The sequence below is a fragment of the Rathayibacter sp. AY1F9 genome (genome assembly GCF_002932155.1).
In the GTDB taxonomy this organism is placed as follows: Bacteria; Actinomycetota; Actinomycetes; order Actinomycetales; family Microbacteriaceae; genus Rathayibacter.
The window spans coordinates 22343-40422 of sequence record NZ_PSVA01000013.1 but is presented as its reverse complement, the minus strand read 5'-3'; the positions used below and the strand labels follow the sequence as shown (position 1 = coordinate 40422).

Genomic DNA, 18080 nt, shown 5'->3' with positions numbered 1-18080 from the left:
ATGGCCGTGCCCACCGAGCTGCAGTACACCTCCGACCACGAGTGGATCCGGGTCGACGGAGAGGTCGCGACCGTCGGCATCACCGCATACGCCGCGGACAAGCTGGGCGACGTCGTCTTCGTCGAGCTCCCCGAGGCGGGAGCCCGCGTCGAGGGCGGCAGCGTCGTCGGCGAGATCGAGTCGACCAAGTCGGTGGGCGAGCTGTTCGCCCCCGTCGACGGCGAGGTCCTCGAGGCCAACACGGCCGTCGTCGACAGCCCCGAGCTCGTCAACTCCGACCCGTTCGGCGAGGGGTGGCTGATCCGGGTCCGCTTCGACGCCCTGCCCGACGGCCTCCTCGACTCCGCCGCCTACACCGAGCTGGTCGGCGAGTAGATGGCGGCCACCAGGACCCCCGGCGCCTTCGAGTCCCGCCACATCGGGACCGACGCCGACGCGCAGCGCACCATGCTCGCGGCTCTCGGCTACGACTCCGTGGAGGAGCTCGTCACCGCCGCCGTCCCCGAGTCGATCCACGTCCGCGACCTCCCGCAGGTGCTGCCCGCTCCGGCCACCGAGACGGAGGCGCTCGCCGAGCTGCGCGCCCTCGCCGCGAGGAACGCGGTGCGTCGGCCGATGATCGGCCTCGGCTACTACGGCACGCACACCCCCGCCGTGATCAAGCGCAACGTGCTCGAGAACCCCAGCTGGTACACGGCCTACACGCCGTACCAGCCCGAGATCTCGCAGGGGCGCCTGGAGGCGCTGATCAACTTCCAGACGATGGTCTCCGACCTCACCGGCCTCGACACGGCCGGCGCGTCGATGCTCGACGAGGGTACGGCCGTCGTCGAGGCGATGCTGCTCGCGCGCCGCGCCTCGAAGGCGCGCACCGACGTCTTCGTCGTCGACTCCGACGCTCTCCCGCAGACCCTCGCGCTGCTGCGCGGCCGCGCGGAGGCCGTCGGCATCCGCATCGTCGAGCTCCCGCTCTCGCGCACCGCCGCGGAGGAGGTGCCGGAGTGCTTCGGCGCCCTCGTGCAGTACCCCGGCGCGTCCGGGCACCTCTGGGACCCGTCGGCGGTGCTCGCCGCGGTGAAGGCCCACGGCGGCCTGGCCGTCGTCGCCGCCGACCTGCTCGCGCTGACCCTGGTGCGCTCGCCGGGCGAGCTCGGCGCGGACGTCGCGGTCGGCACCACGCAGCGCTTCGGCGTCCCGCTGGGCTTCGGAGGACCGCACGCCGGCTACCTCGCCGTCCGCAAGGGACTCGAGCGCCAGCTGCCCGGCCGCCTCGTCGGCGTCAGCCAGGACGCGGACGGCCACCCCGCCTACCGCCTGTCCCTCCAGGCCCGCGAGCAGCACATCCGCCGCGAGAAGGCGACCTCGAACATCTGCACCGCGCAGGTCCTCCTGGCGGTCATGGCGGCGATGTACGCGGTCTACCACGGGCCGGACGGGCTCGCCGCGATCGCCGAGCGCGTGCACGGCCGGGCCGCGCTCCTCGCGCGCCTCCTCCTCGACCGGGGCCACTCCCTCCGGCACGCCGACTTCTTCGACACCGTCTCGGTCGTCGTGCCCGGCGGCGCGGAGGCGGCGGTCGCCCGCGCCCGCCAGGCCGGCTTCGACGTGCGCCTGGTCGACGCCGACACGGTCTCGGTGTCGATCGACGAGACGGTCACCGACCTCGAGGTGATCGCCGTCGCGACCGCCGTCGGGCAGCTGGACTCGTCGTTCGGCTTCCTCAGCGGCTCCGCGCGGAGCATCCCCGCCGAGCTCGACCGCCGCACGCCGTTCCTCGTGCACCCGGTCTTCAGCAGCCACCACAGCGAGACCTCGATGATGCGCTACCTCAAGCGCCTCGCCGACTCGGACTACGCGCTGGACCGCGGCATGATCCCGCTCGGCTCCTGCACCATGAAGCTCAACGCCGCCACCGAGATGGAGGCGGTCAGCTGGCCCCAGTTCGCGGACCTGCACCCGTTCGCCCCCGAGGCGGACGTGCAGGGCTCCCTGGCGCTGATCGACCAGCTGGAGGGGTGGCTCGCCCACCTCACCGGCTACGACTCCGTGTCGCTCCAGCCCAACGCCGGCTCGCAGGGCGAGCTCGCGGGCCTGCTGGCGATCCGCGGCTGGCACCGGTCGAACGGCGACGAGGACCGCACGGTCTGCCTGATCCCCTCGAGCGCCCACGGCACCAACGCCGCGAGCGCGGTCCTCGCCGGCATGCGCGTCGTCGTCGTGGCCTGCGACGAGCTCGGCAACGTCGACCTGGACGACCTCCGGGCGAAGATTGCCGAGCACGCGGGCTCCCTCGCCGCGCTGATGATCACCTACCCGTCGACCCACGGCGTCTACGAGCACGAGGTCGCCGAGATCTGCCGCCTCGTCCACGAGGCCGGCGGACAGGTGTACGTGGACGGCGCGAACCTCAACGCGCTTCTGGGCTTCGCCCGCTTCGGAGACTTCGGCGGCGACGTCTCGCACCTCAACCTGCACAAGACGTTCTGCATCCCGCACGGCGGAGGCGGTCCCGGCGTCGGTCCCGTCGCCGCGAAGGCGCACCTCGCGCCGTTCCTGCCCGGTCACCCGCTCGCGCAGCGGCTCGAGCACGGCGTGGGCACGCAGGGCGAGCGGATCGTCCACGGCGGCGCACCGGTGTCGGCAGCGCCCTACGGCAGCCCCGGCATCCTGCCGATCTCGTGGGCGTACGCCCGGATGATGGGCGAGGAGGGCCTGCGGGCCGCGACCGGGGCGGCCGTCCTCTCGGCCAACTACGTCGCCGCGCGCCTCCGCGAGCACTACCCGGTGCTCTACACGGGGGACAACGGGCTCGTCGCCCACGAGTGCATCCTCGACATCCGTCCGCTGACGGCGGCGACCGGAGTGACCGTGGACGACGTCGCCAAGCGCCTCGTCGACTACGGCTTCCACGCCCCGACCATGAGCTTCCCCGTCGCCGGGACCCTGATGGTCGAGCCGACGGAGAGCGAGGACCTCGTAGAGATCGACCGCTTCATCGACGCGATGATCGGGATCCGGGCGGAGGCCGACCGCGTCGGCGCGGGGGAGTGGCCGGTGGACGACAACCCGCTGCGCGGCGCCCCGCACACCGCCGAGTGCCTGACGGCCGAGGAGTGGACGCACCCCTACAGCCGCGAGCAGGCCGTCTACCCGGTCCGCTCGCTGGTGCGCGGCAAGTACTGGCCGCCGGTCCGCCGGATCGATCAGGCCTACGGCGACCGCAACCTCGTCTGCGCCTGCCCGCCCATCGAGGCCTTCGCCTGATCCGCCCGCACGCGCTCGTCCGCAACCGAGGGTGAGAGAGCAGGAACGGAGCCTCGAGCCCGTCCTGTCATCTCCCACCCTCGGCTGCGGACACCGTCGGTCCCGCACAGGCGCGGAGTGGGGCGCAGTTCTCCCGATCCGGGGGGAACGGCGCACGGCGACTCCGATGCACGAGGGAGCCCGACCGTGTGGAACGCGTGGTGGAGGTGCCGGCAGGGCTCGACGGAGTCGCGACGAGCGAGCAGCTCCACCGTGCGGGCGTCACGCCGCGGCAGTGGAGAGCCGCTGCGCGGTCCTGCGGCTCCTCAAATGCGATCGGTCCGTCGTCACGGCCGCGGAGCCGGCGGCGCGAACAGCTCGGGCCAGAGGGCGACGGCCAGCGGGTAGCCGACGAACGAGACGATGTCGATGATCGAGTGGGCGATCACCAGGGGCAGGGTGCGTCCGAAGCGCTGGTAGAACAGTCCGAACACCAGGCCCATGACCACGTTCCCGATGAAGGGCCCGATGCCCTGGTACAGGTGGTAGCTGCCCCGGAGCAGCGCACTGGTCACCAGGATCCGCCACCGCCCCCAGCCCAGATCGCCCAGGCGGGCGAAGAGGTACCCGATCACGACGACCTCCTCCTGCACTCCCGCCCGGATCGCGGAGAGCACGAGCACCGGCACCGTCCACCAGTACGCGTCCAGCGGCGAGGCCACCACCGCCACGGTGATGCCCAGCGCGCGTCCGAGGGCGTACAGCGCGATGCCCGGCGCGCCGATCGCCACCGCGAGGACGGTCCCGGTCCCCAGGTCCGCGAACGGCCGGCGCAGGTCGAGCCCCAGGCGCCCGAGCGGACGGCCCGAGCTCTGCCAGAGCAGGAACGCGCAGAGGGCCACCGGCACCAGGTCGAAGAAGAGCGCGAGCAGCTGGTAGACGAGGTCGAAGCCCGGGCGGTCGCTGAGGGCGCCGTTGATCGTCGCGGTCTGGTCGGCCAGTGCGGTCGAGCGGGTGAGCCGGTTGGCGATGGAGACCACCGAGTAGACCGCGGAGGCGCCCAGCGAGAGCCCGAGGACCAGCAGGATCTCGATGCGGATCCGGCGCCGTCCGGGCGCGGATCCTGACAGGTCGGTGGACACTCCGTGCGTCTCCTCTGAAGTCGATGTGTTGCGCGACGGCCACCCGGTACGCACGTTTCGTGCAGAACAGCGCAAGGATTCCACCTCCCGGTTACCGCTGTGTAACGGTTGCCACATGCTTTTGTGCAGATAGCGGGCGAATACATAGTCTCGTTGAAGGCATCCGCGCGACGGCCACCAGTCTCGTGCGCCGCCGCCGTCGCCACGCGCACGGCACTCCACGCGTCAGGGAAACCACTTCTCGCGCGCCCCCACATCACTGGAGGAATAGTGAACATCAGACGTTACGGATTCGGGGCTCTGGCGCTCGTCGCCGCGAGCACGCTGGTCCTGGCCGGCTGCAGCAGCTCGAACGACTCGGGCGGAGGTGCATCGGGAGGCGACGCCGCCGCGATCATCTCCACGAACGGCTCCGAGCCGCAGAACCCGCTGATCCCGACGAACACCAACGAGGTGGGCGGCGGCAAGATCCTCGACGAGATCTTCGCGGGCCTGGTCTACTACGACGCCAAGGGCGCCCCCGAGAACGACGTCGCCGAGTCCATCGAGTCGGACGACGCGCAGAACTACACGATCACAATCAAGTCGGGCCTGACCTTCACGAACGGCGACCCGGTCACCTCCAGCTCGTTCATCGACGCCTGGAACTACGGCGCCAAGCTGTCGAACAACCAGCTCAGCGCGTCGTTCTTCTCGAACTTCGAGGGCTTCAGCGACACCGAGGACAGCGAGCTCACCGGCCTCAAGGCCGTGGACGACACCACCTTCACCGTCGCGCTCAAGTCCCCCCAGTCGGACTTCCCGATCAGCCTCGGCTACTCGGCGTACTACCCGCTGCCCGCCGCCGCGTTCGACGACATGGCCGCCTTCGGCGAGAACCCGATCGGCAACGGCCCGTACAAGCTCGACGGCGACGACGCGTGGCAGCACGACGTCCAGATCGAGCTCGTCAAGAACGACGAGTACACCGGCCCCCGCGAGGCCCAGAACGGCGGCCTGAAGATCGTCTTCTACGCCACCCAGGACGCCTCCTACGCCGACCTCCTCGGCGGCAACGTCGACGTGATCGACCAGATCCCGGACTCCGCCTTCGGCACCTTCGAGAGCGACCTCGGCGACCGCGCCGTGAACCAGCCCTCGGCCGTGTTCCAGTCCTTCACCATCCCGGGCCGTCTTCCGCACTTCGACGGCGAGGAGGGCCAGCTCCGCCGCCAGGCGATCTCGATGTCCTTCGACCGCAAGGAGATCACCGACGTGATCTTCGAGGGCACCCGCACCCCGGCCTCCGACTTCACCTCCCCGGTGATCGACGGCTACAGCGACGCCCTCTCCGGCGCCGACGTGCTCGAGTACAACCCCGACGAGGCCAAGGCGCTGTGGGCTCAGGCCGACGCGATCAGCCCCTGGGACGGCACCTTCAAGATCGCCTACAACGCCGACGGCGGCCACCAGGGCTGGGTCGACGCGGTGACCAACTCGATCAAGAACACGCTGGGCATCGACGCCGAGGGCGACGCGTACCCGACCTTCGCCGAGGCGCGCACCAAGATCGTCGACCGCTCGATCGAGACCGCGTTCCGGACCGGATGGCAGGCCGACTACCCGAGCCTCTACAACTTCCTCGGACCGCTCTACGTGACCGGCGCCTCGTCCAACGACGGCGACTACTCGAACCCCGAGTTCGACACCCTGCTCCAGCAGGGCCTGTCGGACGCCGACGCCGACGCTGCGAACACGACGTTCCAGCAGGCCCAGGAGATCCTCCTGAAGGACCTCCCGTCGCTGCCCCTGTGGTACGCGAACGTGACCGGCGGCTACGGCGAGGGCGTGTCGAACGTCGAGTTCGGCTGGAACTCGGTGCCGCTCTACTACGAGATCACCAAGAACTAAGCTCGAACCACTGGGGCGCTTCGCCCGTGCCGTCGGCCACCAGGTCACGGCACGGGCGGAGCGCCCTGTTTCGGTCACAATCGAATGAGGTCCCCATCCATGCGACTCCGGAACCGGCTGGGCTGACATGCTCGCCTACATCGTCCGACGCATCCTGCAAGCCGTCCCCGTGCTCATCGGCACCACGTTCCTCATCTACTTCATGGTCTTCTCCATGCCGGGGAACCCGCTCCTGTCGCTCTTCGGCGACAAGACGCCGAGCCCCGCACTCCTCGCCCGCCTCGAGGAGCAGTACCACCTGAACGAGCCCTTCTTCGTCCAGTACCTGTACTACCTGGGAGGCGTCGTCCGCGGCGACTTCGGCATCTCGTTCTCCGGCCAGTCCGTCAACGAGATCCTCGCCCGCACCTTCCCGGTCACCCTGACGCTCGCCATGATGGCGATCGTCATCGAGATCGTCGTCGCGCTGACCATCGGTCTCATCAGCGGTCTGCGCAAGGGCAGCTTCTTCGACGCGAGCGCGCTGGTCGTCAGCCTCCTGCTCGTGTCGGTGCCGATCTTCGTGCTCTGCTTCATCGCGCAGTCCTTCTTCGCGATCCAGCTGGGATGGTTCCCTCCGACCGTCGGAGCCGACGCGTCGTTCCAGAGGCTGCTGCTGCCCGCGATCGTGCTCGCCCTGTTCGTGGTCGCCTCGGCCATCCGCCTCACGCGCGGCTCGGTCATCGAGACGGCCGGCTCGGACTTCGTCCGCACCGCGTACAGCAAGGGGCTCTCGCGACGCCGCGTCATCCCCGTGCACGTCCTGCGCAACTCGCTCATCCCGGTCACGACGCAGTTCGGAGCCGACTTCGGCCTCCTGATCGTCGGCGCGACCGTGACCGAGGGCATCTTCAACGTTCCCGGAGTCGGGAACACGCTCTATCAGGCGATCATCCGAGGTGAGCGGCCGACCGTCGTCTCCTTCGTCACGGTCATGGTGCTGTTCTACCTCGTGGTGAACATCCTCGTCGACCTGCTCTACGCCGTACTCGACCCGAGGATCCGCTATGCCAAATGAGTCCACCGGCGGCGCGCAGAAGGCCCGCCGCATCGACCACTTCGTGGCCCCGCTCGAGGAGACGCCGATCGCGTCGGTCGACGCCGTCAGCCTCGACGAGAAGCCCAGCAACCTCTGGACCGACGCGTGGCGCGACCTGCGCAAGCGGCCCATGTTCTGGATCTCGGGCGTCCTGATCCTCGTCATCATCGCCGTCGCGCTGTTCCCGGGCCTGTTCACCTCGGTGGACCCCCGCCAGTGCGCGCTCTCGTTCAGCAACCAGGGCCCCGGCGACGGCAGCCTGCTCGGCTACACCAAGCAGGGCTGCGACGTCTTCTCGCGGATCATCCACGGCACGTCCACGTCGCTGACCGTCGGCCTCATCGTGATCGTGATCACGACGGTCTCCGGCGTCATCGGCGGCGCGCTGGCCGGCTTCTTCGGCGGCTGGGTCGACACCGTGATCATGCGCCTCGGCGACATCTTCTTCTCGATCCCCTACATCCTCGCCGCGGTCGTCATCATGTCCGTCTTCTCGGCCTACCGGAACGTGTTCGTCATCGCCCTGGCGATCGGCGCGTTCGCCTGGCCGACGACGGCGCGCGTCCTGCGCTCCGAGGTCCTCCGCGTGAAGCAGGCCGACTTCGTCGGCGCCGCCACCGCGACCGGCCTCTCCCGCATGGCGATCCTGTTCCGGCACGTGCTGCCGAACTCGATCGCTCCCGTCATCGTCGTCACGACGATCTCGCTCGGCGCGGCCATCACCGCGGAGGCGACGCTGTCGTTCCTCGGCGTCGGCCTGCCCGGCTCGGTCATGTCGTGGGGCAACGACATCAGCCAGGCCCAGCGCGATCTGCGCACCAACCCGCAGACGCTGATCTACCCGTCGATCGCCCTGACGGTCACGGTGCTGAGCTTCATCCTCCTCGGCGAATCGCTCCGCGACGCGCTCGACCCGAAGGCGAGGGCCCTCCGATGACCGCCACGACACCGAACGCACCGCACGGGCCGCTGCTCGAGGTCACCGACCTCGAGGTCGGCTTCCAGACCGGCAGCGGACTGGTCCCCGCCCTCCGCGGCGTGAGCCTCACGATCGAGCACGGCCAGACCGTCGCGATCGTGGGGGAGTCGGGCTCCGGCAAGTCGACGACCGCCGCCGCGATCATCGGCCTGCTCCCCGGCACCGGCCAGGTCACCGCCGGCTCCGTGCTGTTCGACGGCAAGGACCTCGCGAAGGCGACGAGGACCGAGCTCGAGGACATTCGCGGCCGCCGGATCGGCTACGTCCCGCAGGACCCGATGTCGAACCTGAACCCCGTCTGGTCGGTCGGCTTCCAGGTCGAGGAGACCATCAAGGCCAACGGCCTCGCGACCGGTCGCAAGGAGGTGCGCGCCAAGGCGATCGAGGTCCTGCAGAACGCGGGCCTCGCCGACGCGGAGAAGCGCCTCAAGCAGTTCCCGCACCAGTTCTCGGGCGGCATGCGCCAGCGCGTGCTGATCGGCATCGGCCTGGCCGCGGCTCCCCAGCTGCTGATCGCCGACGAGCCCACCTCGGCGCTCGACGTCACAGTCCAGCGCCGGATCCTCGACCACCTCGAGACGCTGACGAAGACCGACGGCACCGCGCTGCTCTTCATCACGCACGACCTGGGCCTCGCCGCCGAGCGCGCCGAGAAGCTCATCGTCATGTACAAGGGCCGCATCGTCGAGTCCGGCGCCTCGGTGGAGGTGCTGCAGAACCCGCAGCACCCCTACACGCAGCGCCTGATCGCGGCGGCGCCCAGCCTCGCGTCGCGCCGCATCCAGTCGACGGCCGGCCGGGCCGTGGAGTCGGTCTCCGGCGAGTCGGAGGCCGTGCGCGAGGTCGACCTGGTCGGCGCGGGCGCCGCGCACCACGCCGGCGCGGTCGCCTCGGGCGCCCCGATGATCGAGGTCGACGGCCTCACGAAGGTCTTCAAGATCCGCCGCGGCGGCCTGAAGGCCGAGGACTTCACCGCCGTCGACAACGTGTCGTTCTCGATCCCGAAGGGCACCACCACGGCGCTCGTGGGCGAGTCCGGATCGGGCAAGTCGACGATCGCCCGCCTGGTGCTGGGCCTCGAGACGGCGACGTCCGGAGCGATCTCGATCGCCGGTCGCCGGACCGAGAAGCTCAAGGGCCGCGACATGCTGGCGCTCCGGCGCTCCATGCAGCCGGTGTTCCAGGACCCGTACGGCTCGCTCGACCCGCTGCACAACATCGGCAACACCATCTCGGAGCCGCTGCGAGTGCACAAGGTCGGCGACCGGACGTCGCAGCGCGAGCGCGTCCTCGAGCTGCTCGACCAGGTGTCCCTCCCGCGCGTGATCGCGAGCCGGTACCCGAACGAGCTCTCCGGCGGCCAGCGCCAGCGCGTGGCGATCGCCCGCGCGCTCGCGCTGAAGCCGGAGATCGTGGTGCTCGACGAGGCCGTGTCGGCTCTGGACGTCCTCGTCCAGGCGCAGATCCTCCGCCTCCTCGCCGACCTGCAGGCCGAGCTCGGGCTGACCTACCTGTTCATCACGCACGACCTGGCGGTGGTCCGCGTGATCGCCGACGACGTCTGCGTGATGCAGAAGGGCAGGATCGTCGAGCACGCCCCGACGGACACCGTGTTCGACTCGCCGCAGCAGGAGTACACCCGCGAGCTGCTCGACGCCATCCCCGGCGCCGGCATCGAGTTCGCGGTCTGACCGACCGTCACCAGGGCCCCGGCCCCGCCTGGAGCGCTCCTCGGAGCCCTCCGGAGCGGGGATCCGGGGCCCTTCGCCGTGCGGACGCCTCGCTGCGGTACGATGGATGGTCCCCCTTTTGCACGAGAACACGAGACGAGTCCGTATCCATGGCAAGTGCCACCCGCTCCGACCTGCGCAACGTCGCGATCGTCGCCCACGTCGACCATGGCAAGACCACGCTGGTCGACGCCATGCTCAAGCAGACGAACTCCTTCGACGCGCACGCCCACGTGGACGAGCGCGCGATGGACTCCAACGAGCTCGAGCGCGAGAAGGGCATCACGATCCTCGCGAAGAACACCGCTGTCTCGTACAGCGGCAAGCACGCGAGCGACGGTCCCATCACCATCAACGTCATCGACACCCCGGGCCACGCCGACTTCGGCGGCGAGGTCGAGCGCGGCCTGTCGATGGTCGACGGCGTCTGCCTCCTCGTCGACGCGTCCGAGGGCCCGCTGCCCCAGACCCGCTTCGTGCTGCGCAAGGCGCTCGAGGCGAAGCTCCCCGTCATCCTCCTGGTCAACAAGACCGACCGCCCCGACGCGCGCATCGACGAGGTCGTCGCCGAGAGCCAGGACCTGCTCCTCGGCCTCGCCTCCGACATGGCCGACGACGTGCCGGACCTCGACCTCGACGCGATCCTCGACGTCCCCGTGGTCTACGCCTCCGGCAAGGCCGGCCGCGCCTCGGCGAACAAGCCCGAGGACGGCACGCTGCCGGACGCCGAGGACCTGGAGCCGCTGTTCGAGGCGATCCTCAAGCACATCCCCGCGCCGACCTACGACGACGACGCGCCCCTCCAGGCCCACGTCACCAACCTCGACGCGTCGCCGTTCCTCGGCCGCCTCGCCCTCCTCCGCGTCTTCAACGGCACGATCAAGAAGGGGCAGACGGTCGCCTGGGTCCACCACGACGGCACCCACACCAACGCGCGCATCACCGAGCTGCTGATCACCAAGGCGCTCGACCGCTACCCGGCCGAGTCCGCGGGCCCCGGCGACATCGTCGCGATCGCGGGCTTCCCCGAGATCACCATCGGCGAGACCATCGCCGACCCAGAGGACATCCGCCCGCTGCCGGCCATCACGGTCGACGACCCGGCGATCTCGATGACGATCGGCACCAACACCTCGCCGCTCGTCGGCAAGGTGAAGGGCCACAAGCTCACGGCGCGCATGGTCAAGGACCGCCTCGACCGCGAGCTCATCGGAAACGTGTCGCTCAAGATCGTCGACATCGGACGCCCCGACTCGTGGGAGGTCCAGGGCCGCGGCGAGCTCGCGCTGGCCATCCTCGTCGAGCAGATGCGCCGCGAGGGCTACGAGCTGACCGTCGGCAAGCCCCAGGTGGTCACCCGCCAGGTCGACGGCAAGACGCACGAGCCCTTCGAGCACCTGACGATCGACGCTCCGGAGGAGTACCTCGGCGCGATCACGCAGCTCCTCGCCGCCCGCAAGGGCCGCATGGACGGCATGTCGAACCACGGCACCGGCTGGGTCCGCATGGAGTTCATCGTCCCGTCGCGCGGCCTGATCGGCTTCCGCACCGAGTTCCTCACCACCACCCGCGGCACCGGCATCGCGAACGCGATCCTGCACGGCTACGAGCCGTGGGCCGGCGCGATCGTCACCCGCAACAACGGGTCGATCGTCGCGGACCGCAACGGCGTCGTGACCCCGTTCGCCATCATCGCGCTCCAGGAGCGGATGACCTTCTTCGTGAACCCCACCGAGGAGGTCTACGAGGGCATGGTGATCGGCGAGAACTCGCGCAACGACGACATGGACGTCAACATCACCAAGGAGAAGAAGCTGACCAACATGCGTCAGTCCACCTCCGACACCTTCGAGTCGATGACGCCGTCGCGTCAGCTGACGCTCGAGGAGTGCCTCGAGTTCGCCCGCGAGGACGAGTGCGTCGAGGTCACCCCCGAGGTCGTCCGCATCCGCAAGGTGGAGCTCGATGCGAACGCCCGCGCGCGCATGACGAGCCGCCTCAAGAAGCAGGGCTGAGCCCCGGGCGCCTCGGCGCCCGCCCACGACGAGACCGGCCGGAGCGATGCTCCGGCCGGTCTCGTCGTCTCCGCCCCGGTGCTGCAGCGTGCAGCGCCGATCCCGTCCCTCGCGGTCCGGATCAGCCCGCCGGACTCGGAGAGGGAGAGGGGGTCGAGGACTCCGCCTCGAGCGTCGAGGTGACGAAGGAGACGAACGCCGCCGCGTCGTCCGGCTTCCCCGTGTACTGCTCGCCGTTCACCAGCACGGTGGGCGTCGACTCCAGCTTCGGCAGCGAGGAGTTCGCGAGGGGGAGCGAGGTGGCCCGCTCGGTCGCGGCCTTCACCCAGGGCCGGAACTCGCCCCCGGTCATGCAGGCGAGGACGTCGTCGTCGGTGACGCCCGCTCCGGTCACCAGCGCCCGCAGAGCGTCGTCGTCGAGGCCCGTCGTCCCCTCCGCCGGCTGCTGCGCGAAGAGCGCCGCGTTCACGGCGAGGAAGCGGTCTGGATCCTCGTCGGCGACGCACGCCGCGGCGTTCGCGGCCCGGCTGGAGTACTCGGAGCCGGCCGAGGAGGAGTCGAGGATCGCCACCGGGTGGATCTCGAGCGTGATCGCCCCCTTCGTCAGCCACGACTGCAGCTGCTCGGCGTTCGCCTTCTCGAACTGCCCGCAGTACGGGCAGAGGTAGTCGACGTAGAGGTCGACGGCGACGACTCCGCCCGCCCGCGTGGCGCTCTCATCGGTCGGGACGGGGGATGCTCCCGGAGCGATCGCCGCGCTCGTCGTCGCCGTCACGGCCGAGCCGTCGCCCGCGAGGACGATGCCGTCGCTGAGCATGTTCGCCGGGCCGGCGCTCGCGACCTCCTGCTGCGACCAGACGTTCCAGCAGACCAGGGCCACGACCGCGAGGAGCCCGACGACCGCTCCGCCCTGCCCGAGCAGCCGGTTCCGGCGCCGCCGGCGCCTCTCGGCTTCGCGGCGCTCCCGCGCCTGCGCTCGGGCGAGCTCCTGGCGCTCGCGCTTGGTCAGGCCGCTTCTCGCACTGTTCCCGGACATCGCCGACGACGCTACGGTCGGAGGCTTCGGCGCGCCGTGGAGTGAGCCCGCCGGATCCTGGGACGGAGTGCGGGTCCTCTCAGGGATCAGGCGAAGAGGCCGGAGCCGAGGAAGTCGGTCTCGTCGCGGGCACCGGGCGGCACCGCGAACACGGCCGAGCCGACGTGCTTCACGTACTCGTTCAGTGCGTCCGTCGCGAGGTTCCGCTGCACGGTGACGAACTGCTCCGGGGAGCGCTGGAACGAGAGGAAGAACAGCCCCGCGTTCAGGCGTCCGAGCTCGTCGTTGCCGTCGACGAAGTTGTAGCCGCGGCGCAGGAGCCGCACTCCGTTGTTCACGCTCGGATGCGCGAGGCGCACGTGCGACTCCTGATCGATCAGCGGGGCACCGGTGGCGCCGGCCGCTGCGAAGTCCGGCTCGGTGGACTCCGTGCCGCCCGAGAGCGGCGCTCCGGACCCCTTGCTGCGGCCGATGACCCGCTCCTGCTCGCCCAGCTGGCTGCGGTCCCACGTCTCGATGATCATCCGGATCTTCCGCGCGACCAGGTAGCTGCCGCCGACCATCCACGCGGGGCCGTCGGAGGAGGGGACCCAGACGTGCTCCTGGACGGCGTCGGCCTCCTCGGACTTCACGTTCGCCGTGCCGTCCTTGAAGCCGAAGAGGTTGCGCGGAGTCGCCTGGGCGGTGGACGTCGAGGAGGTGCGGCCGAAGCCGAGCTGAGACCAGCGGAGCGAGGCCCGGCCGAACGCGATCCGGCTCAGGTTGCGGATGGCGTGCACGGCGACCTGCGGATCGTCGGCGCAGGCCTGGATGCACAAGTCGCCGCCGCCGGCCGAGGGGACGAGCGCGTCGCCGCGGAAGCGGGGCAGGGCCTGCAGCTGCGGAGGCCGGCGGTCGGCGAGGCCGAAGCGGTCGGCGCCGGACTCGTCCGTGAAGAGGGTGGGTCCGAAGCCGACCGTGACGGTGAGGGACGCGGCGTCGAGCCCGAGCGCCTCTCCGGTGTCCTCCGGGGGAGCCGTGTCCGGCCCGTCCACCGCGCCGTTCTCGCCGACCTCGAGGCCCTGGGTCATCCGGGAGGCGGCGAGCGTCCAGTCCTTCAGGAGCTCGACGAGGTCCTCGCGCGTGGTGCCCGCGGCGAGGTCGAACGCGGCGAAGTGCAGCCGGTCCTGCGCGGCGGTGGTGATGCCCGCCTGGTTCGCGCCGAAGAACGGCACGGTGCGCGGGGCGGAGGAGGCCGTCGCGCTCGCGGACGATGTGACGGCCACCGTGCCGCCCACTCCGGCGGCCAGCCCGGCCGTCCCCGCCGAGACGAGGCCGAGCAGCCCGCGCCGCGAGAGGCGGCGGGGCTCGTCGGCGGGCTGCTCGGAATCCGTCGGCCGGGCTCCCTCGTGCTGCTCGGCGCCCACTACGCGGCCGGCTCCTCGACGCCCAGCACCGTGTGGGTCAGCTGCGAGAGCGGCTCGGAGAGAGCGTTGACCGCGTCCGAGAGCTCCTTCTTCTGCTCCGCGGTGACGGTGGAGTACGCGGCGAAGCCGGAGTCGATCGAGCCGTACTGCGCGAGCAGGGCGTCGAGCTCGGAGAACCGCTGCGTGATCCGTCCGGTGAGGTCGGCGCCCTCGTCGCCGCTGGCGGTCGCGATCGGCTCGACGTTGCCGAACGCCACCTCCGCGCCCTGGACGTTCGCGGCGAAGTCGGTGAGGTCAGTGCTCGACCACCAGTCCTCCTCGCCCGTGATCTTGCCGGCCGCGACCTCGTCGAGCAGGCCGATGGCGCCGTTGGAGATGTCGCCCACCGAGACGGTGAAGCCGGGCGCGTTCACGAGGTCGGCCAGGCTCTGCACGTCGTCGACGAGGCCCTGGCCGAACTGCGCGCGCTGCTCGGGGGTGGAGGGCGCCCAGTCGAGGAGCGCGCTCGTGCCGTCGGAGTTGAGCGCACCCTCCGCGGGGGCCCACAGGTCCTTCTCGATGCGGTGGAAGCCGGTCCAGTCCAGGCCCTCGGCGACGGCGTCGACCTCGCGGTAGTCGATGCGCGGGTCGAGGTCGCCGAACGCCTCCGCGGTCGGCTCGATCCGCTCGTAGAAGACGCGGGTCGACGCGAAGAGGCCGCGCGCCTTCTCGTCGTCGCCGGCCTCGTAGGCCTGCGCGAACTCGGCCACCGCGGGGAGCAGCTCGCCCACCTGCGACTTCACGTACGCCACGTAGTTGGTGACCGCCGCCTCCGTCGCCGCCTTCTCATCCGCCGACTGCGCGGTGGCCTCACCGGTCACGGTGAACTCGCTCAGCCCGACCGGGGCGCCGACCTGCTGGAACTTGCAGGCGGTGTAGTAGGTGCCCGGCTCGAGCTGAGCGACGTAGGAGACGCTCTGGCCCGGGGTCACGTTCTCCTTCTCGCCCACGATCCGCAGCTTGTCCTCGGCCAGGATCTCGAACTCGTTGACGTCCGAGCCGCCGTTGGTCAGTGAGAACGTCACCGCTCCCGCCTCGGCGGTCGCCGTCGACACCTCGCAGGCGTCGTCCCTGATCGCGACGTCGAGCGCGGCGGAGGAGGAGGACGCGGGGGTGTTCGGCACGCAGCCCGTGAGGATCAGCGCCAGGGCGCCGGCGCCGGCGAGGCCGAGGGTGACGCGGGGGAGGGTGGGACGAGCGCGCGAGGACATGCTTCTCCTGGATCGGGGCGAGTGCGCCGGCGGTGCCGGAGCGGGTCAGACGGAGGTGGGAGCGGGAGCGGCGACCGGGGCCGCGCTGCCCCGTCGCGGACCGCGCAGGCGGACCTGGCGGACGAACAGGGCGCCGACGACGACGAGGTAGAGCAGCCAGGCGGCGAACTGCAGAGCGGTCGGCTCGGGCGTGTAGTTGAAGAGGCCGCCGACCACGGCGGTCACGGGCGGCGGGAGGATCGGGCCGAGCGAGAACAGCGGGGTGCCCCAGCCGGGCAGGAGCGACGCCTCCTGCAGGTCGCCGACGCCGTAGGAGAGGACGCCGGCCGCGACAAGGATGAGGAAGCCGCCCGTCCAGGTGAAGAAGCGCCCGAGGTCGATCCGGACGAAGCCCCGGAAGATCAGGTACGCGATGACGACCGAGCTGAGGATGCCCAGCATCGCGCCGACCGTGCCGACCCACGCGCTGGATCCCGACCCCGCAGTGCTCGAGGACACGCTCGCCCAGACGAAGAGCGCCGTCTCGATGCCCTCGCGGCCGACGCTGATGAAGCCGAGGACCACGATGCCGAGGGCCGAACCCGCGACGGCGCCGTCGAGCCGGGACTCGAGGTCGCCCTTCATGCTGCGGGCGTTCGCGCCCATCCAGAAGATCATCCAGGTGACCAGGCCGACCGCGAGGATCGAGAGGCCGCCGCCGATGAGCTCCTGAGCCTGGAACGACAGGGTCGAGGGGCCCCAGGTGAGGATCGCACCGGTGACGAGTGAGATCGCGATCGCGGCGGCGATACCGGTCCAGAGCCGCGGCAGCACGTCGCGCCGGCCGAGCTTGGTCAGGTAGGCCACGAGGATGCCGACGACGAGGCCGGCTTCGAGGCCTTCGCGGAGGCCGATGAGGTAGTTTGCGAGCACGCGTGTTCTCTTGGTCGATGGTGGACGAGGAGGGGGCGACTCCCGCCCCGAGTCGATCCGGTCGGCGGGCCTCCGTTGTTCGGTAAGCCTTGCCTAACCCGGGTCGACTGTAGTCCGCTGCCCGGTCGCTGTCCAGAAGCGCCCGCAGCGGAGGCCGCGCAGGACGAGAGGCGGAGAGTGGACGCGGGCCGGGACGCAGCAGCGGAGCGGGTGGTGGCGGTGCACGCCCACCCCGACGACGAGACGATCACCATGGGCGGAACCCTGGCGCGGCTGGTGGCACAGGGCGCCTCCGTGACCGTCGTCACCGCCACGCGGGGCGAGTGCGGCGAGGTCATCCCCGAGGACCTCGCTCCGCTCGAGGGCTCGGCCGAGCTGGCCGCGCACCGGACGACCGAGCTCGTCGTCGCCCTGACGGCCCTCGGCGTCGCCGACCACCGCTTCCTCGGCGAGGCGGGCGCCCGCGCACCCGGCCTCGCTCCGCGCGTCTACCGGGACTCCGGCATGCAGTGGGGCACAGGCCGCGTCCCGGTGCCGCTCGAGCCGGTGCATCCCGCGTCCTTCACCGCCGCGCCCGAGGACGAGGAGGTGGCGGATCTCGTCGCCGTCCTCCGGCAGGTCGACGCGGGCGTCGTGCTGTCCTACGACGCGGGTGGCGGCTACGGCCACCCGGACCACGTCCGTACCGCCCGGGTCGCCGAGCGCGCCGCCGAGCGCCTGGGCCTGCGCTTCCTCGCCGTCCTCCCCGACGCGGCCCCGCCCCTCCCCGGGGACGTCGTGATCGAGCTGTCCGCCGAGGACCACGCCCGCAAGCGCGCGGCCCTCGAGGCGCACGCGACGCAGCTGGTGGTCGAGGGCGACGAGGCCCGGCTCTCGAGCGGTCCGCCGTTCCCCATCGGCCGCATCGAGCGCTTCCGCCCGGTCGCGCAGGCGGGGCGTCCGGCGCCGCTGCCGGAGGAGCGTCCGACGCTGGGATCGCGCGTGCTGTCGGGCGTCGCCGGAGTCCTGGTCGGCGCGGTGGTCGGAGCGATCACGACCGTCGCCCATCAGAGCACCGTGTCGGTCGGCGGTGTCGTCCTCCCGGTCGGCCTCGCCGCCTCCCTCGCCGGCGTGCTGCTGCTCCTGCTCGGGCTGCGCCTCGTGCTCATCGACCGGTTCGTCGCGTTCTGCACCGCGATGGGCCTGCTCGGGATGATCGGGCTGCTCGCCCTGCGCAGCACCGGCGGATCCGTCCTCGTCCCGGCGAACGGCCTCGGCGTGGCCTGGACCTTCCTCCCCGCCCTCATCGCCCTCGTCGTGATCGCCTGGCCGCGGCTGCGGGCGGCCGCTCCCGCCGCCGCCCCGCGGCCCGCGGACGCCGACGCCCCGTCGGCCCCCGTACGATAGACACACTGTTCGA

13 protein-coding genes are annotated in these 18080 nt (G+C 71.0%); 8 read left to right on the top strand and 5 right to left on the bottom strand.

Going from position 1 to position 18080, the window contains the following annotated elements:
• Together gcvH and gcvP are read left to right on the top strand one after the other, a co-directional pair.
• A complete protein-coding gene (gene gcvH, locus C5C37_RS10035) occupies positions 1-375 on the top strand; it encodes a glycine cleavage system protein GcvH (protein WP_104237541.1) in 375 nt (124 codons plus the stop codon).
• Positions 376-3264 (top strand): aminomethyl-transferring glycine dehydrogenase, encoded by a 2889-nt coding sequence (gene gcvP / locus C5C37_RS10030; protein WP_104338884.1) that lies wholly within the window; start codon positions 376-378, stop codon positions 3262-3264.
• Between the two features lie 326 nt (positions 3265-3590).
• Here the strand turns inward: gcvP and C5C37_RS10025 are convergent, their stop codons facing one another.
• The gene (locus C5C37_RS10025) at positions 3591-4385 is read right to left on the bottom strand and encodes a CPBP family intramembrane glutamic endopeptidase (protein WP_258066877.1); all 795 of its coding nucleotides are present in this window, start codon (positions 4383-4385) and stop codon (positions 3591-3593) included.
• Between the two features lie 270 nt (positions 4386-4655).
• Here C5C37_RS10025 and C5C37_RS10020 point away from each other — a divergent pair, with 270 nt between their 5' ends.
• The 5 genes from C5C37_RS10020 (at position 4656) to typA (ending at position 12077) form a co-directional block, all read left to right on the top strand.
• A complete protein-coding gene (locus tag C5C37_RS10020) occupies positions 4656-6275 on the top strand; it encodes an ABC transporter substrate-binding protein (protein ID WP_104315220.1) in 1620 nt (539 codons plus the stop codon).
• A gap of 127 nt (positions 6276-6402) precedes the next feature.
• A complete protein-coding gene (locus C5C37_RS10015; protein WP_104222975.1) occupies positions 6403-7332 on the top strand; it encodes an ABC transporter permease in 930 nt (309 codons plus the stop codon).
• Positions 7322-8290, top strand: a complete 969-nt coding sequence (locus C5C37_RS10010; RefSeq protein ID WP_104222976.1) for an ABC transporter permease — start codon at positions 7322-7324, stop codon at positions 8288-8290. Before C5C37_RS10015 ends, C5C37_RS10010 begins: the two co-directional genes overlap by 11 nt.
• Positions 8287-10023 carry an ABC transporter ATP-binding protein gene (locus C5C37_RS10005; protein ID WP_104260189.1) on the top strand — a complete coding sequence of 579 codons (1737 nt, stop codon included), beginning with the start codon at positions 8287-8289 and terminating at the stop codon, positions 10021-10023. Before C5C37_RS10010 ends, C5C37_RS10005 begins: the two co-directional genes overlap by 4 nt.
• A 149-nt stretch (positions 10024-10172) precedes the next feature.
• Positions 10173-12077, top strand: a complete 1905-nt coding sequence (gene typA, locus C5C37_RS10000) for a translational GTPase TypA (RefSeq protein WP_104222978.1) — start codon at positions 10173-10175, stop codon at positions 12075-12077.
• Positions 12078-12198: 121 nt separating this feature from the next.
• Here typA and C5C37_RS09995 read toward each other — a convergent pair whose 3' ends face one another.
• The 4 genes from C5C37_RS09995 to efeU form a co-directional block, all read right to left on the bottom strand.
• On the bottom strand, positions 12199-13113 hold the full coding sequence (locus C5C37_RS09995) for a thioredoxin domain-containing protein (protein WP_104222979.1): 915 nt from the start codon (positions 13111-13113) through the stop codon (positions 12199-12201).
• Between the two features lie 86 nt (positions 13114-13199).
• Complete coding sequence (gene efeB / locus C5C37_RS09990) at positions 13200-14519, bottom strand: iron uptake transporter deferrochelatase/peroxidase subunit (protein ID WP_104291539.1); 1320 nt, start codon at positions 14517-14519, stop codon at positions 13200-13202.
• Positions 14519-15769, bottom strand: coding sequence for an iron uptake system protein EfeO (efeO, locus tag C5C37_RS09985; RefSeq protein ID WP_104237549.1), 1251 nt, complete (start codon positions 15767-15769; stop codon positions 14519-14521). Before efeO ends, efeB begins: the two co-directional genes overlap by 1 nt.
• A gap of 45 nt (positions 15770-15814) precedes the next feature.
• Positions 15815-16681 (bottom strand): iron uptake transporter permease EfeU, encoded by an 867-nt coding sequence (efeU, locus tag C5C37_RS09980; RefSeq protein ID WP_104225548.1) that lies wholly within the window; start codon positions 16679-16681, stop codon positions 15815-15817.
• Between the two features lie 177 nt (positions 16682-16858).
• On the opposite strand from efeU, the gene C5C37_RS09975 reads away from it, so the two are divergent.
• A complete protein-coding gene (locus tag C5C37_RS09975) occupies positions 16859-18067 on the top strand; it encodes a PIG-L family deacetylase (RefSeq protein ID WP_146083675.1) in 1209 nt (402 codons plus the stop codon).
• Positions 18068-18080: the final 13 nt, after the last annotated feature.

Bases quoted from the DNA above. Each gene is read 5' to 3' on its own strand.
- C5C37_RS10005 (WP_104260189.1), top strand. From the start codon at position 8,287: ATGACCGCCACGACACCGAACGCACCGCACGGGCCGCTGCTCGAGGTC.
- gcvH (WP_104237541.1), top strand. From the start codon at position 1: ATGGCCGTGCCCACCGAGCTGCAGTACACCTCCGACCACGAGTGGATC.
- typA (WP_104222978.1), top strand. From the start codon at position 10,173: ATGGCAAGTGCCACCCGCTCCGACCTGCGCAACGTCGCGATCGTCGCC.
- C5C37_RS09995 (WP_104222979.1), bottom strand. From the start codon at position 13,113: ATGTCCGGGAACAGTGCGAGAAGCGGCCTGACCAAGCGCGAGCGCCAG.
- gcvP (WP_104338884.1), top strand. From the start codon at position 376: ATGGCGGCCACCAGGACCCCCGGCGCCTTCGAGTCCCGCCACATCGGG.
- C5C37_RS10015 (WP_104222975.1), top strand. From the start codon at position 6,403: ATGCTCGCCTACATCGTCCGACGCATCCTGCAAGCCGTCCCCGTGCTC.
- efeO (WP_104237549.1), bottom strand. From the start codon at position 15,769: ATGTCCTCGCGCGCTCGTCCCACCCTCCCCCGCGTCACCCTCGGCCTC.
- C5C37_RS10010 (WP_104222976.1), top strand. From the start codon at position 7,322: ATGCCAAATGAGTCCACCGGCGGCGCGCAGAAGGCCCGCCGCATCGAC.